The organism is Variovorax sp. PAMC26660, assembly GCF_014302995.1.
Classification (GTDB): Bacteria; Pseudomonadota; Gammaproteobacteria; order Burkholderiales; family Burkholderiaceae_C; genus Variovorax.
Window position 1 is genome coordinate 3,174,720 of the sequence record NZ_CP060295.1, and the last position, 15,892, is coordinate 3,190,611.

A 15,892-nucleotide genomic window follows, 5' to 3' on the forward strand; every position below is an offset into this window, starting at 1 on the left:
AACGGAACACCATCATGAGCACCCCTCCGGACCCCTTTGCCGCCTTCGAATCGGAACGCACGGTCATCAAGCCCAAGCCGCGCACGCCGGGCGGCACGCCACCGGCGCCCGCGCCCGCACAGTTCTTCGGCGGTCCCGATCCGACGCCGGCCGCCGAGGTCGGCGAGCTGGGCCTGCTCAATCCGCTCGTGTCTGCCGCGGGCAAGCTGCTGGTGCTGATCGGCAAGCTGCGCAACCTCGCGCAACCGCCGAACGTGCCGGCGCTGCGTGCGTCCACCGCCGATGCCGTCAACCAGTTCGATGCCGGCGCGCGCCGCGCCGGTGTCAGCAACGAATCGGTGTTGGCCGCGCGCTATGTGCTGTGCACCGCGCTCGACGAGGCCGTGGCCAACACGCCCTGGGGCGTGCAGGCCGGCTGGAACAAGCAAAGCCTGCTGGTGCAGTTCCACAACGAGACCTGGGGCGGCGAGAAGGTGTTCCAGCTGCTGGCCAAGCTCGCGCAGGACGTGCCCACGCACCGGCAGTTGCTGGAGCTGATCTACAGCGTGCTCGCCCTCGGCTTCGAGGGCCGCTACCGCGTGGTCGACAACGGCCGTGCGCAGCTCGACTCGGTGCGCCAGCGCCTGGCCGACCTGATCGCCAAAGACCGGCCGCCGCTCGAAGCCGAACTCTCGCCGCACTGGCGCGGGCAGGGCGCGGGCACGGTGCGGCTGCGCGAATCGCTGCCGCTGTGGGTCTTCGCGGCGGGCTTTGCGCTGCTGCTCGCGCTCGCGTGGTTCGGCCTGCGGCTCACGCTCAACTACCGCTCCGACACCACCTACTCGGCGGTGTCCGGCTTGCGCGTGCCCAACCTGCAGATCGCGCCGCCGGCTGCGCCGGCCAAGTCGCCGCGGCTCGCGCGTTTTCTCGAACCCGAGATCAAGCAGGGCCTGGTGACGGTGACCGATGAAGCCGACCGCAGTGTGGTGCGCCTGCGCGGCGATTCCTTCTTCGGCTCCGGCAGCGCCGAGCCGATGGCCTCTTCGCTGCCGGTGCTGCGCCGCATCGGCCAGGCGCTGGCCGAGGTGAAGGGCGATGTGCTCATCACCGGCCATTCCGACAACCAGCCGATCCGCTCGCTGCGCTATCCGTCGAACTGGCATCTGTCGGCCGCGCGCGCCGATGCGGTAAAGGGCGCGCTGACCACACTGGTCGACCCGGCGCGCATGCGCTCCGACGGCAAGGCCGACGCCGAACCGGTGGCGCCCAACGACACGCCGGCCAACCGCGCGCGCAACCGCCGCGTCGACATCGTGCTGCTGACCGAGCCCGACCGTGTCGCCGCTGCGGCTGCCTCGGCTGCTCCCGTCCCCGGAGCAACGAAATGATCAAGAAAATCTTCGGCTTCCTGTTCAGCCCGCTGCTGCTGACCCTGCTGGCGCTGATCGTCGTCGCGCTGCTGATCTGGTGGATCGGCCCGCTGGTGAAGATCGGCGCGCTGGTGCCGCTCGAAAGCGAAATGGTGCGCGCCATCGTCATCGGCGTGATCGTGCTGATCGTCGTGCTGCGCGCGTTGTATCGCCGCTGGCGCGCGCGCCGTGCGAGCCAGCACCTGACCGATGGGCTCATGAAGGCGCCGGCCGCCAAGACCGATGCGCCCGTCAACGGCGAGCAGAAGATCCTCGACACCCGCTTCAGCGAAGCCGTTGCCACGCTCAAGCAGATGCGCCTGCATGCCGCCGGCAAGAAGCCCGGCTGGCGCGACTGGATGTCGATCTCGGGTGGCAGCTACCTGTACGACCTGCCGTGGTACGTGTTCATCGGCGCGCCGGGCGCGGGCAAGACCACCGCACTGGTCAACTCGGGCTTGAGCTTTCCGCTGGCCGAGAAGTTCGGCCCCGGCGCCATTCGCGGCGTGGGCGGCACGCGCAACTGCGACTGGTGGTTCACCGACGAGGCCGTGCTCATCGACACCGCCGGCCGCTACACCACGCAGGACAGCCACCAGTCGGAAGACAAGAGCGCGTGGGAAGGCTTCCTGGGCCTGTTGAAGAAGGCGCGCCCGCGCCGCCCGCTCAACGGCGTGTTCCTCACCGTCAGCGTGGCCGACCTGCTGAGCCAGGGCCCCGAGGCGCGCACGCAGCTCGCGGCCTCGATCCGCGCGCGCCTGCTCGAACTCGACGGCAAGCTCACCACACGCCTGCCGGTGTACGTGCTCGTCACCAAGAGCGACCTGCTGTATGGCTTTACCGACTACTTCGACGACCTCGGCAAGGAGCAGCGCGCGCAAGTCTTCGGCTTCACGCTGCCGCCCGAAGAAGTCGTGCAGGTCGATGAAAAGGGCATGTCGGCCGCGTTCCAGCGCGAGTTCGCGTTGCTGCACAACCGCATCAACGACGGGCTGATCGCACGCATGCAGCGCGAGACCGATGGCACGCGCCGCGCGGCGATCTTCGGTTTTCCGGCGCAGTTCGGCTCCATCGGCTCGCTGCTGTCCGACCTGCTCGACCAGGTGTTCACCGGCTCGCGCTTCGCGCAGCCGCCGTGGGTGCGCGGCGTGTACTTCACCAGCGGCACGCAGGAAGGCAGCCCGATCGACCGCGTGATGGGCAGCCTGTCGCGCAGCTTCGGCATCGAGCGCGCGATGCTCGCGCCGCAAAAGAGCAGCGGTCGCAGCTACTTCCTCACATCGTTGCTGCGCGACGTGGTGTTCCCCGAGCAGCGCCTCGCGGGCGCCGACGTGAAGCTGGAGCGCCGCCGCCACACGCTGCGCGTGATCGGCGTCACCGCGATGACGCTCGTCACCGTCGGCCTGCTCGCAGCCTGGGGCTACAGCACGCTGCAGAACATGAACTACCTGAAGTCGGTCGAGGCCCGCGTCGCGCCCGCGCAGCAGACCCTGGCTGCGCTGCCGGCGCGCGTGCAGAACCTGGTCGAGGTCGCGCCCGTGCTGCAGGGCCTGCGCGACATCTGGAAGACGCCCGACAACCACCAGGGCGACGAGCCGCTGTCGATGACGCTGGGCCTCTACCAGGGCGACAAGCTCGATGCGGCCGCCATGCTCACGCACCAGCGCGCGCTCAACGACGCCTTCCTGCCGCAGATCGCCAAGCGCATCGAAGACCAGTTGCGCACCGCGCAGAAAGACAACCTGGAGTACACCTACGAGGCGCTCAAGAGCTACCTGATGCTCTACCAGCCCGAGCACTTCGATGCGGAGGCGCTCAAGGCCTGGATCACGCTCGACTGGTCGCGCAGCCTGGACCGCGGCATTCCCGAAGACCAGCGCAAGGCACTCGAAGACCAGCTCGACGTGCTCATCGCCCAAGGTCCGCCGCGCTCGCCGCTGAAGATGGACGAAAACCTGGTGCGCAGCGTGCGCGCCGTGCTCGCGAGCTATCCGCTGGAGCAGCGCGTGTTCAGCCGCCTCAAGCGCCAGCGCGCCAGCAAGGACATCCCGGGCTTCAGCGTGGCCACGGCCACCGGTCCTTCGGGACCGCTGGTGTTCGAGCGCATCAGCGGCAAGCCGTTGACCGAAGGCGTGCCGGGCATGTTCACCTACGACGGCTATCACAAGCGCTTCCAGAACGAAGTGACCGTGCTCACCGGCCTGCTGGCGGCCGAAGACCCGTGGGTGCTCGGGCAGGACCGCAACACCGCCGACCGCCTGCGCGACGTGGCCGCGCTCGGCGCGCTCACCGATCGCGTGCGTCGCCTTTATCTGGAGGAGTACGTCAAGCAGTGGGAAGCACTGCTTGCCGACGTGCGCCTGATCCGCGCCAACGGGTTGGAGAAGAACATCGAGACCGCGCGCATCCTCTCGGGCGTCGATTCGCCGCTGGCCAACTTCTTGCGCGCGGTGGTGAAACAGACCACGCTGATCCCGCAAGGCGAAGCCGGCAAGGACGTGGTCAGCAAGGCCGCCGAGTCCGTGCGCAACACCCGCAAGGGCCTGGAAGACCTGTTCGGCGGCGACCCTGGCAAGCAGGTGGCGCCGGGCAAGCGCATCGAGAGCATCGTGGACGACCGCTTCGAGCCGCTGCGCCGCCTCGTCACCGCCGGCGGCCCCAACCAGCCTGCGCCCATCGACGATGCGCTCAAGCTCTTCAACGAGGTGTACGTGTATCTCAACGCCGTCGACACGGCGGTCAAGGGCCGCACCTCGCCGCCACCCGGTGACGTGGCGGGCAAGCTCAAGTCCGACGCCGGCCGCCTGCCAGAGCCCGTGCGCACCATGGTCGAGAACCTGAGTCAGTCGGGCGCGGCGCAGGCCCAGGTGGCCGAGCGTGGCAATCTGAGCCAGGACCTGCGTCCCGTGGCCGAGTTCTGCGCGCGCGCCATTGCCGGCCGTTATCCCTTCGTGCCCGGCAGCAAGCGCGACGTGCTGCCCGAAGACTTCGGCCAGATGTTCGGCCCCGGTGGCCTGATGGACGACTTCTTCCAGAAGCGCCTGGCCGCGCTGGTCGACACCAGCACGCGGCCGTGGCGCTACAAGCCCGTGGCCGAACGCGGGGCCATCACCACGCAGGCGCTGGCGCAGTTCGAGCGCGCCGCGCGCATCAAGGACATCTTCTTTCGCGCTGGCGGCCGCAGCCCGTCGATGCGGCTGGACTTCAAGCCGGTGGAGATGGACGCGGGCATCACGCAGTTCATCCTCGACGTCGATGGCCAGCTCGTGAAGTACGCGCACGGCCCCGTGGTGCCGATGGCCGTGCAGTGGCCGGGTCCGAAGGGCAGCAACCAGGTGCGCATCCAGGTCAGCCCGCCGTCGACCACCGGCAGCTCGGGCTCGGCGGTCGATGGGCCGTGGGCGCTGTTCCGTGCGCTCGACGATGGCCAGCTCGAAGCGGGCGACGCGCCCGAGAAGTTCTTCATCACCTTCCAGATCGGCGCGCGCAAGACGCGTTTCGAAGTGACGACGAACAGCGTGCAGCATCCGATCCGGCTGCGTGAGCTGCGGGAGTTTTCCTGCCCGGAGGGGTTGTGAGCGTTGCCTCTGCTTCTTCTTGCGTTTTTGCTTCGGCCGAATTGCCGGGGTGGTTCGGCAAGCTGCCGGGCATGGGGGACTTTGCGCATCGGCGATTGCCTGAATCGTTTCGCGCCGTGTGGGATGCATGGCTGCAACGCGGGTTGGCGCGGCTGCGGGACCGGCATGCGGACTGGACTTCGCATTACCTCGAAGCGCCGATCTGGTGCTTTGCGCTGGGGGCGCAGGTGGCGGGCGAGCGGCGATGGATCGGGGTGTTGATGCCTTCTGTGGATGGGGTGGGGCGGTACTTTCCGTTCACGCTGGCTGTCGAGCTGGATGACGGTGTTGCGGATCGGCTGGAAGGGGAAGCGCTGGGTGCCGCGTTGCACTGGTGGGCGTTGGGGACGCAGGCTGCGTTGGAAGGGCTTGATGGGGATTTGGATGCGCTGAGGTTTGATGCGGTGCTGGGGCGGTTGTTTGTTGCTGCTGCCGCTGGTGCGAGCGGCGTTGTTGCATCGCTTGAACTGCCGGGGGCGGGGGCTTCGTTGTGGTTGGGGGATCCGGCTGTTGAAGGCGGGGTTCGGATGACTGTTGCTGGATTGCCGGTTGATGGGCAATTCGAGGCTTTGTTTCTCGGGGGCGGGGAATGACGGGGGCTATTCGTTTTGCTTTCCGAGGCCGGGTCTCGGCCCGGCGGCCGACCTACTTTTCTTTGCTTCGCCAAAGAAACGTAGGCAAAAGAAAGGCGACCCTGCTGTCTGCGTCCCTCCGCTTCGCTACGGGCAACCTGCGGTGCACGACGCCGGTGGGGGTCCGCAGAACTCGCTTCGCTCAGACAGCTGCGGCCCTGATCCCACCGGCGCCGAGCACCGCAGGCGCAGCCAGAAGGGCTTTGGAAACCACACGGGCCTTTGCTTCGCTCGGCCACCAAGGCACCGCGACGCTGCGCGCCGCAGTGCCTTGGGATGGCGCATCGAGTTCTACGTTGGCTGTGGGTTGTGCGTTTGGGTTGCGGGTTGCGCCCGGGCCGAGCGAAGCGACGGCCCGAGTTGTCTCCAACCCCCTCTGGCTGCGCCGAGGAGCGGAGCGTTTCGCGGATCAGGGCCGCAGTTGTTTGAGCGAAGCGAGTTCTGCGGACCCCGCGAAACGCGAGCACCGCAGGTTGCCCCGTAGCGAAGCGCAGGGGTCGCAGACAGTGGGGTCGCCTTTCTTTTGCCTACGTTTCTTTGGCGAAGCAAAGAAAAGTAGGTCGCCTGCCGGGGCGAGACCCGGCCTCGGAAAGAAAACCCAAAGCGCAGATCAAAAAGGAGCCAGTCAATGACCGACTCCCCAAAAAACCAACCCCCAGAAGACGACCGCACCCGCGTCGTCTCCCGGCCTGCGCAGCAGAGCAACGACACCTCAGCAACCATCATCACAGGCGGCGCCCCCACCAGCCTGTCCCCAACAGCAGTACCACCAACAACCCCAGGCGCAGGCACGCATGAAGCCGGCCTCCTCCTGGTAGGCAGCCGCCTCGCAGAATTCGAAATCACAAGAGTCATAGGCCAGGGCGGCTTCGGCGTCGTCTACGAAGCCTGGGACCACGACCTCGAACGCGTGGTCGCCATCAAGGAATACCTGCCGACATCGCTGTCGACCAGACAGCACGACGGCACCGTGGTCCCGCTGTCCGAGCGACACCGCGAAACCTTCGACCTCGGCATGCGCAGCTTCATCAACGAAGCCCGCCTGCTGGCCCAGTTCGATCACCCGTCGCTGCTCAAGGTCTACCGCTTCTGGCAGGAGCGCGGCACCACCTACATGGTGATGCCCTTCTACCGTGGCGACACGTTGCGGGAGGCACTGGGCGCCATCCCCACAGGCGTCGACGAGTCCTGGCTGATCCGCATCATGGACGGCGTCACGCAGGCGCTGGCGGTGATGCACCACGCCCACTGCTATCACCGCGACATCGCGCCGGACAACATCATCCTGCTCGAAGGCTCGGGCCGTCCGGTGGTGCTCGACTTCGGCGCCGCACGCCGCGTCATCACCGACAAGACGCAGGCGATCACCGTCATCCTCAAGCCGGGCTACGCGCCCATCGAGCAGTACGCCGAGATGCCCGACATGTCGCAAGGCGCGTGGACCGATGTGTATGCGCTCGCGGCGGTGATGCACGTGGCCGTGTGTGGTCGCGCGCCGCCGCCGTCGGTGGCACGGTTGCTGTCCGACAGCTATGTGCCGCTGGCAGGCAACGACATCCTGCGCCAGCGCTACAGCCTGCGGCTGCTGCAGGCGATCGATGCGGGCCTGGGCGTGCGGCCCGAGCAACGGCCGCAGTCGATGGTCGAGTTGCGCGCGGCGCTGGACCTCGATGCGGGCCACAGCATCGCGCCGACACCGCGCACGCAACCGCCATCGGGCGCGCGCAGCGTCAGCGCCAACAACAATGCCAACGCCGCGACGGTCATCGGCAGCAGCAGTGGCAACACCAAGAACAGCGGCAAGGCATCGTCACCGGCTCCCGCCCCCGCAGGCAGCAACACCAGCAACAGTGGTGGCAAGGGCAAGACAGTCGCCGCACTCGCATCGGTCGCCCTCGCGGCAGTCGTGGCAGGTGGTGGCTGGTGGTGGTTCCAGGGGCGCACGACAGCCGGTGATGTAGTTGGCGGCGGCAAGCAGAGCACGACCACGACAACAACAACCCCGCCGGCGCCAACGCCCGACACCAAGGTTGCCGAAGCTCCACCGGCACCGCCACCTCCCGCGCCCGCACCGCCGCCCCCACCGGCACCGCGCACCCCCACTGATTCGCTGCAATCGCTCGTGGCCGGCGCCGCCGCAGGCTTCGACGTCACGGCCACGCCGAAGAAGGCCGAGGTCGCCATCGGCAAGGACCGGCTCGCCTTCGAGGTGCGCAGCAAGCGCGAGGGCTTCGTCTATGTGTTCCTGCTGTCCAGCGGCGGCGAGATGTTCCTGCTGTTCCCCAACCTGCTCGACAAGTACAACAAGATCACCGCCGGTGGCGCGCTCTCGCTGCCGCGCGCCTCGTGGCCGATGGACGCCGGCGGGCCGGCCGGCACCGACCAGTTCGCGGTGCTCGTGAGCGAGCACGAGCGCGACTTCAGCGCCGCGGGCGTGCAGAACGACGGCGTGTTCCCGGTGTTCCCGCTGCCGGTACTGGCCGCGCTCGAAAGCACGCGCGGCACCGGGCCGTCGCCGCTGCTGGGCAAGCCGGTTTGCGCGCCCGGCAGCGCGCCATGCAACGACGTCTATGGCGTCGCGAATTTCAAAATCGTCGAGAAGTAATCGTCTGTAGAGCGTCGGCCCGACGGGCTGCCCTTTTCCGGACAAGGAGACTTTCATGAAGACCTCACAGTCGCCGCGCTTCACACCCGCATTGCTTCGCTGGGCCACCGCCGCCGCAGTGGCGTCGCTGGCCGGCTGTGCCGTGCCGCCGCCGGCATCGACGAGCGCGGACGCCCCTGCTGCCGACACCCCGGCGTCGCGTCCCCCGCCCACCGGTGCCAGCGTGGCGGGGCAGGCGCGCACCTTCTCGACCCAGCTCGCCACCTACACCTCGGTCGGCTTCGACGCGGTGCCGGGCTGGTCGCGCGACGATTTCTCCGAGAGCTGGCCCGCCTTCCTCGGCAGCTGCAAGGTGCTCACCGGGCGCGGCGCCGAGTGGAAGGAGGTGTGCGACCGGGCCCTGAAGGTCGACGGCAAGAACAGCACGGCGATCCGGGGCTTCTTCGAGAACGGCTTCTCGGCCTACCAGATCCGCGACGACGACCGCCGTCCCGACGGCGTGGTCACCGGCTACTTCGAGCCCGAGATCGCGGGCAGCCGGCAGTACGCCGCGCCGTTCATCTATCCGGTGTACGGCCAGCCCGACGACATGCTGTTCGCCGATGCCCGCAAGCTGCCCGCGGGCAGCGGCACCGTGGCGGCGCGCGTCGAAGGGCGCAACGTGCTGGTGCAGGCCGGGTTGAACACGCGCGACATGGGCGCGGCGGGCCTCTATGCGCTCGACCTCTCGGGCATCTCGCGCGACACGCTCGACCGCAAGGTGCGCCTGCGGGTCGAGGGCAAGCAACTGCTGCCGTACTACACGCGCGAAGAAATCGAGACCAAGGGCGCCCCCAACGCCAAGGTGCTGGCCTTCGTGAGCAGCGCCACCGCGCTGTACGAAATGCAGATCCAGGGCTCGGGCCGCATCAAGCTGGCCAGCGGCGAGATCATCCGCGTGGCCTACGCCGAGCAGAACGGCCAGCCTTTCCGCCCGACGCTCGCGCAGGCCGCCAACGGCAAGCCGCGCAGCGCGGTCAAGGTGCGCGGTTCGTCCATCGAACTGCAGCTCGACGACGGCGATGACGACGACGACACCGGTGCCGTCGCGGCCGGCACCATCCGCACGCGCGGCTTCACGCTGGTGCGGCCTGCGGCCAGCGGCGCGGTCATGGTGCCGGGGCGGCGCACGGCCGGCGCGGTGGCGGGCTCGGGCATCAAGGACCCGAGCTATGTGTTCTTCAAGGAAGCCACCTCGCCGATCGGCGGGCCTGTGGGGGCCTTCGGCGTGCCGCTGTCGGCGGGGCGTTCGATCGCGGTCGATCCGCGCAGCACGCCGCTGGGCTATCCGGTGTTCGTCTCGACCCGCACACCCGGCAGCGGCGCGCCGATGCAGCGCCTGACGATCGCGCAGGACACCGGCGGTGCCATCCGCGGCGCGGTGCGGGCCGACTACTTCTTCGGCAACGGCCAGCAGGCCGCGACCAATGCGCGCCGCATGAAGGAGCGCGGCCAGCTCTGGATTCTTCTGCCGCGCGGCCTGGCCGTGGCGCAGGCTGCGGCGTCGTCGGCCATCCGCACGCGCGGCGGGCCGGTGGGCGCCAACCTGCCGCAGTGCCTGGTGCCGACCGAAGGCGTGTGCGTGGACGACTGACCGACTGACTGACTGCTCTTGTCCCTCCATGCAGGAAACCATCTCGTCCGCGGAAAGCTCCGAACTCGTCCGCCTCTGGCGGCGGCGGCAGACGCTGTCCCCGAACGACATGGGCACCATGTACCGCATCGTGGGCGATGCGCTCGTGGCCTGCAATCCGCCCGAGCTGCAGGTGCTGGGCGAAGGGCGGCAGGAGCTGGTGGCGCAGTTCATCTACGTCAAGGTGCTGCGGCTCGACGCCGACCCCGATGAGTCGGAAGAGCGTGCGGGCCACAGCGCACCTTCGACTGCCTTCGCGCTGTGCGCGTACTTCCGGCGCTACCTGATCGACTGCACGCGCGCCAGCTCGTTTCGCCGCAAGCTCTCCATCGGCGAGCAGATCACCGAGGCCCAGCTCGAAGACGAGATCGGCCCCGGCGAAGACCTCGAAAGCTGCCTGGCCGAACACGGCCTGAGCGCGCAGGCCGTGCAACTGGCCGCACGCGCCTTCATTGCCGAGCTGCCCGAACCCGAGCGCCTGCTGCTGTGCGAAGGCTTCGGCAAGGAGGCAGAAGGCGGGCTGTCGGGCATTGCCTCGCGCCATGCCATCGCCTCGTACCACTACCGCGCGGGCCGGCTCGGCCTGGTGCACAAGCGCGAGGGGCTGACCGCGGACTACGCCAAGACCCGGCTCGGCGGATGGCTCCAGCAGACGCTGGGCATTGCCATCGAGGCCGAGAACATGGCGGCGATCCTGCAGGTTTTCAAAATCCTCGGTGCTGAAGCGTCTTATGCCTGAAGACATAGCCATTCAGGAACAGACGCCATGAACACCGAACTCTGGCCCCCGCTCAGCGTGATCCGCAATGCGTTCGAGAGCGGTGCGGCCGTGCCCGACGATGCGCTGCCCGACACCGCCACGGTTGCGATGCCGGGTTCGGGTCCCGGAACGGGGGCCGAACCCGTAGGCGCTGCTGCGCTGTCGGACCTGCTCTTTCCTCTCGCCGAGTTGGCCCGGCGCCGCGAGGCTGTCGCGCGGCGCGCCTTCAAGGCCCGCTGGGCGCCGGGCCGCCTCGTCAGCGTCGTGCATGAAGGCCGGCTGCTCGGCGTGCTGCTCGACCGCTGCATCCGTGGCGATGTATGGCAGGGCTGGATGGCCGCGAGCGAGGCCGACTGGGCCTGTGCCTTCGACGTGCTGCTGGAGCCCGACGACGAGCCCTTCGAGCCGATGTTCGGCGTGATCCAGACCTGGAACGTGCTCACGCTCGAAGCCAGTCCGCAGTTGTGCGCACGCGTGCTCGGCGAAGTCTCGGCCACGCGGCTGGCGGCGATCGGTGCGGTGCATGACGAATGGGCCGCGCAGGCCACGCTGGCCATCGCGCCCGAACCGGGGCGAATTGCCTTGCGCAGCGTGGGGGGCGTGTTCTCCGTGCTGTCGGGTACGCCGCTCGGCCCGCAGGACCCGCGCGCCGACTACCAGGCGCTGTACCGCGATGCGGGGTTGCGGCTGGGCTCGGCCCCGGCGCAATCGCCCGTCGAGACGCCCGCGCCTTCCACGCGCGCTGCGCCGCAGCCCCGGCCCGAAGGCGGCTGGTGGGGCAGCATCCGCCGCTGGTTCGGCGCGGACGGCTGGGTGCGCCCGGCCTTCGCGGTGCTGGCCCTGTGCGTGGTGGTGCAGAACATCGGCCTCTTCAGCGGCCCCGGTACGGAAGAGGAGGAGGTGCGCTACCGCGCCGTGCCGACCGCGCCCGTTGCGGCGCGCGCCGACCTGTTCGTGCGCTGGAAGGACGGCGTTCGCATGGACGAGGCCGACCGGCTGCTGCAGTCCGTCTCGGCCGAAGTGGTGGGCGGGCCTGGTGTCAGCGGAACATGGCGCCTGCGGGTGCAGGACCCGGTCGAGGCATTGGCCATGCTGGCGGCATCGCCGCTGGTCGAGTCGGTGGGGCCGGCGTCGGAGCGGCCATGACCTGTGCCGCGCTTCTGTCTTTCTCCCTCCCCCTCTGGGGGAGGGCAGGGGTGGGGGCACGCGGCGTATCCATCGGGCGCTCTGCCTGCCCCCATCCCAGCCTTCCCCCAAAGGGGGAAGGAGCAAGACGGCTGCTGCTGGTGTGGCTGCTGTTCGTTTCAGGCAGCGCCTTCGCCACCCAACGCGCCCTGCTCGTCGGCGTCTCCGAACTCGTCAACCAGCCGCAAGCCCTCTGGCTGCAGGCCCCGCGCAACGACGTGATGCTGATGCGCGATGCGCTGCTCAGGCAAGGCTTCGCCGCGCCCGACATCACCCTGCTCGCCGATGGCGTGAGCGGCGCCGCACTGCCCGAAGCACAGGCCATCCATGACGCACTGGGGCGGCTGCTCGCGCAGTCGAAAAGCGGCGACTTCGTGCTGCTGTACTTCTCGGGCCACGGCACCCGCCTGCGCGACACCGCCAAGCGCTACCAGGAGCCCGATGGCCTGTCGGAGAACTTCCTCGCGCGGGATGTGCGCGGCACGCTCGGCAGCGACACCGTGCTGACCGGCGATCTGCGCGATGTCGATTTCGACGGATGGATCCAGGCCTTCCTCGCCCGCAACGTCTTCGTCGCCTCGGTGTTCGACACCTGTTCCGCCAACTCCATGACCCGTGGCGCGGTCGATGCGCCCGCCACCGCCGAAGGCCCGGCCGACGACGAAGTGCGCTGGCGCGGCCTGCGCGCCGTGCAATTGGCTAATGGCAGTGGAGGCAGTGGAAGCAGTGCGCCAGGCCCTGCCGCAGCCGCGCGCGCGGTGACGCCGCCCGTGCCGGCCGAGACCGTGCCGCGCGCCCGCTATGTCGCGCTCTTCGCCTCCGAGAGCCACCAGATCACGCCCGAACTGCGGCTGCCGCGCAAGAGCCGCAATGCGCGTGCGCAGGGCCTGCTCACGTGGGCCGTGGTCGAAGCCCTGTCGCGCCGGCCCGCCACCTGGCGCGACCTGTTCGACGGCGTGCTCGCGCTCTACCCGCCGGTCATCGACGAACTCGCGCAGCGCTTTCCCACGCGCGAGCTGCCCTCGCCCGTGGCCGAGGGCAATCTCGATGCGCCGCTGTTCGCCAACCGTGCGCCCGCCGTCTCGACCCGTCCGGTCTGGCGCGCGCAGCGGGCCGGCGACACGCTCACCCTGCAGGCCGGCCAGCTCGACGGCCTTGCGGACCGGCAGCCGCTGCGCGTGCTGGCCACCATGGAAGACGGCACGGTGCGCAGCGCACAGGGCACGCTCGCGCAGGTGGACCTCGACCGGGCCCGCATGCCCGTGCCGCCCGCCTTGCGCGAACTCTCCGGCGCCGCACTGTGGAGCACCACCCCGCTCGGCGAGCCGGCCTCGGTGGCGCTGCGCGTGCGCGCGGACCAGGGCCTGCCGCCCGGCCTGAGCCTCGAATACCCCGCCTCCATCGTCGCCGTGGGCGAGGCCGATGCAGGAGGCGCCGACGTGCGCTGGAGCGGCGCGACAGGCAACCGCCTCGAAGTGCTCTCGCCTTCGCTCGGCATCGCGCCATCGGCCGCGAAGACATCGCTGCCCGACACGGCCGCCGTGCGCCGCCGCCTCGAAATGCTGGCGCGCCTGAAGTGGCTCAACCAGCTCGACGCGCTGGCCCGCGATGCGCAGTTCGACGGCTTCGAGGCCGTGTTCGAGGTGTGGAGCGGCGACCGCCTGCTGCGAAGCGATTCGGCGCAGCGGGCCGAGGCCCGGCTGCTACCGCTGCGCGGCGGCGAGCGCGCAGTGCTCAACGTGCGCAACGGCAGCGGGCGTTCGGTGGACCTCGTCGTGGTCGGCGTCGATCCGCAGGGCGGCGTGCGCCAGGTCTATCCGGACGACCCGGGCGAGACCAACCGCTTCAAGCGCGGCACGCGCGACGCGCCCGCCGCCAAGCGCTTCGAGCTGCCGTGGTTCAACGCGGAAGGTGGCCGGCTGCTCGTGCTGGCCACGCCGGCCGCGCCCTATAGCGCACCGCGATTGTTCGGCACGGGCGCGGTGGCCAACAACACGACGGCACCCGAGGTCCGGGTGCGCGGGGCATTGCAGCCCGACAGCGAGCGGCAGGCCTTTGCCGCGGTGGTCCGGTGGGCGGGCGATGCCTCGCCCGCACGGTAGTTTTTTCAGGAGATGGCCATGTCATTCAACAACGGCGGGTATCTGGAGACCGACGATGCGCTGCGCATGCTCGACCTGTTGTCGCAGGCATCGGGCAGCGACTTCTACATGTCGCTCGAAAGCAAAGGCAAGAAGGTGGCGGGCGAGATCCAGACCCTCTTCTCGGACAACATGGAGGTGCTGGAGATCGGCGGCTACTCCTATGTGGCGGAGGTTGCGTCGGCGCCCGGTTCCGGCAAGGGCGTTGCGCGGGGGCTGCCGCTGGCCGTGGTGCGCGACTGCGATGCCGCCACCGCCTCGATCGCCAGCCTGCTGTACAGCCAGGACAGCGATCTGATCGTCAACATCCTGGTCTTCAAGGCCGGCGGCGACAACGCCGATCGCCAGCCCTTCTTCGAGATCGAGCTCACCGGCGGCCGCGTCAGCCAGCACGCGATCCTCACGGGCGGTATGCCCAAGCGGCCGTGCGAAATCATCGTGTTCAGCTACCGCGCGGTCGAGATCAAGAGCGCGCCGCAGCTGGTCAGCGGCATCCGTGGTGCGGTGCGCTCCGCCAAGCTCGTCAACAACTGAGCCCAACGGAAAGCCCAGCCATGACTGCTGCCGAACTCCTCAAGTCCGCCGACCCGGTCGGCGCCCTGAAGGCACTGAGCGACGACGTGCGCGCCAGGCCCGCCGACAGCAAGCACCGCGTCTTCATGGCGCAGTTGCTGTGCGTGCTCGGGCAATGGGAGCGTGCGCTCAACCAGCTCACCGTCGCGGCCGAACTCGATGCGCTCGCCGTGCCCATGAAGCAGGTGTACGGCGACGCCGTGCGCTGCGAAGGCCTGCGCGCCGAAGTGTTCGCCGGCACGCGCACGCCCATGATCTTCGGCCAGCCCGACGAATGGCTGGCGCTGCTCATCGAATCGCTGCTGCGCCAGGGACGCGGTGAAGCCGCGCTGGCTGAAGACCTGCGCCAGCGTGCCTTCGACGGCGCACCCGCCATCGCCGGCACCATCGACGGCGCGCCCTTTGCGTGGCTGGCCGATGCCGACATGCGCCTGGGCCCGGTGCTCGAAGCCTTCGTCAACGGCAAGTACTACTGGATTCCTTACGCGCGCCTGGCGCACATCAAGATCGAACCGCCCGAAGACCTGCGCGACTGCGTGTGGATGCCTGCGCACCTACAGTTCGAGAACGGCGGCGAAACGCTCGCGCTGATTCCCACCCGCTACGAAGGCACCGAGAAGATCGACGACGGCGAACTGCGGCTCGCGCGCAAGACCGAGTGGCGCGAGCTGCGGCCCGAGGTCTGGGCCGGCCACGGGCAGCGCGTGCTCGGCAGCGATGCGGGCGAGTACGCGCTCATGGACGTGCGCGAGATCCTGTTCACGCCCGCGACCGAAGAAGATGCGCAAGAGGCCGGCCATGGTTGACATCACCGCGGCCCAGGAACGCCTGCAGCCTTCGCTGCTCGACCGCCTGATCGACAACGCGCCCAACGAGAAACGCGAGAGCGACGAAAAACGCACGCTGACCCGCCAGGCACTGCGCGCGGCCGTGCTGCGCGACCTGGGCTGGCTCTTCAACGCCACCGGCTACGGCCTGGCGATGGACGACCGGCAATTTCCGAATGCGGCGCGCTCGGTCATCAACTACGGATTGCCTATGCTGTCTGGCCAGTTCACCTCGTCGGTGCAGCGTGTCAGCATGGAACAGGCTTTGAAGAACGCGATCCTGCAGTTCGAGCCGCGCATCCTGTCCCGCACCCTCGAAGTGGAACTCATCATGGAAGGCTCCGCCCTGGACTCCCACAACAGCATCGGCCTGCAGATACGCGGCATGCTGTGGGCGCAGCCCGTGCCGCTGGAGTTCCTGATGCGAAGCCGGGTCGACCTTGAAGAAGGCCGCATCGAAATTCAAGACATGGCGCAAAAACCATGAGCCCC

General features: G+C 69.0%; 11 protein-coding genes. All 11 read left to right on the top strand.

The genetic code is table 11. The features are described 5' to 3' along the window. Positions 1-14 precede the first annotated feature (14 nt). The 11 genes from H7F35_RS15180 to tssE all read left to right on the top strand — a co-directional run bounded on the left by H7F35_RS15180 (position 15) and on the right by tssE (position 15,887). Complete coding sequence (locus H7F35_RS15180; RefSeq protein WP_187113651.1) at positions 15-1,367, top strand: DotU family type VI secretion system protein; 1,353 nt, start codon at positions 15-17, stop codon at positions 1,365-1,367. Next, on the top strand, positions 1,364-4,966 hold the full coding sequence (gene tssM, locus H7F35_RS15185; protein ID WP_187113652.1) for a type VI secretion system membrane subunit TssM: 3,603 nt from the start codon (positions 1,364-1,366) through the stop codon (positions 4,964-4,966). Before H7F35_RS15180 ends, tssM begins: the two co-directional genes overlap by 4 nt. Continuing rightward, a complete protein-coding gene (tagF, locus tag H7F35_RS15190; protein ID WP_187113653.1) occupies positions 4,963-5,598 on the top strand; it encodes a type VI secretion system-associated protein TagF in 636 nt (211 codons plus the stop codon). Before tssM ends, tagF begins: the two co-directional genes overlap by 4 nt. Before the next feature lie 667 nt (positions 5,599-6,265). Further along, positions 6,266-8,242, top strand: a complete 1,977-nt coding sequence (locus H7F35_RS15195; protein WP_187113654.1) for a serine/threonine-protein kinase — start codon at positions 6,266-6,268, stop codon at positions 8,240-8,242. Positions 8,243-8,297: 55 nt separating this feature from the next. Then, the gene (locus H7F35_RS15200; protein WP_187113655.1) at positions 8,298-9,875 is read left to right on the top strand and encodes a murein transglycosylase A; all 1,578 of its coding nucleotides are present in this window, start codon (positions 8,298-8,300) and stop codon (positions 9,873-9,875) included. A gap of 28 nt (positions 9,876-9,903) precedes the next feature. After that, a complete protein-coding gene (locus tag H7F35_RS15205; protein ID WP_187113656.1) occupies positions 9,904-10,653 on the top strand; it encodes a hypothetical protein in 750 nt (249 codons plus the stop codon). 27 nt (positions 10,654-10,680) lie between these two features. Next, positions 10,681-11,820: a hypothetical protein gene (locus H7F35_RS15210; RefSeq protein ID WP_187113657.1), complete on the top strand. Its 1,140-nt coding sequence runs from the start codon at positions 10,681-10,683 to the stop codon at positions 11,818-11,820. 140 nt (positions 11,821-11,960) lie between these two features. Further along, positions 11,961-13,961, top strand: coding sequence for a caspase family protein (locus H7F35_RS15215; RefSeq protein WP_261803638.1), 2,001 nt, complete (start codon positions 11,961-11,963; stop codon positions 13,959-13,961). A gap of 18 nt (positions 13,962-13,979) precedes the next feature. After that, complete coding sequence (locus H7F35_RS15220) at positions 13,980-14,534, top strand: type VI secretion system tube protein Hcp (RefSeq protein WP_187113659.1); 555 nt, start codon at positions 13,980-13,982, stop codon at positions 14,532-14,534. Positions 14,535-14,554: 20 nt separating this feature from the next. Continuing rightward, positions 14,555-15,379 carry a type VI secretion system accessory protein TagJ gene (locus H7F35_RS15225; protein ID WP_187113660.1) on the top strand — a complete coding sequence of 275 codons (825 nt, stop codon included), beginning with the start codon at positions 14,555-14,557 and terminating at the stop codon, positions 15,377-15,379. Beyond that, on the top strand, positions 15,372-15,887 hold the full coding sequence (gene tssE, locus H7F35_RS15230) for a type VI secretion system baseplate subunit TssE (RefSeq protein ID WP_187113661.1): 516 nt from the start codon (positions 15,372-15,374) through the stop codon (positions 15,885-15,887). The genes H7F35_RS15225 and tssE overlap by 8 nt, the downstream gene beginning before the upstream one ends. The last annotated feature ends 5 nt before the right edge of the window (positions 15,888-15,892 follow it).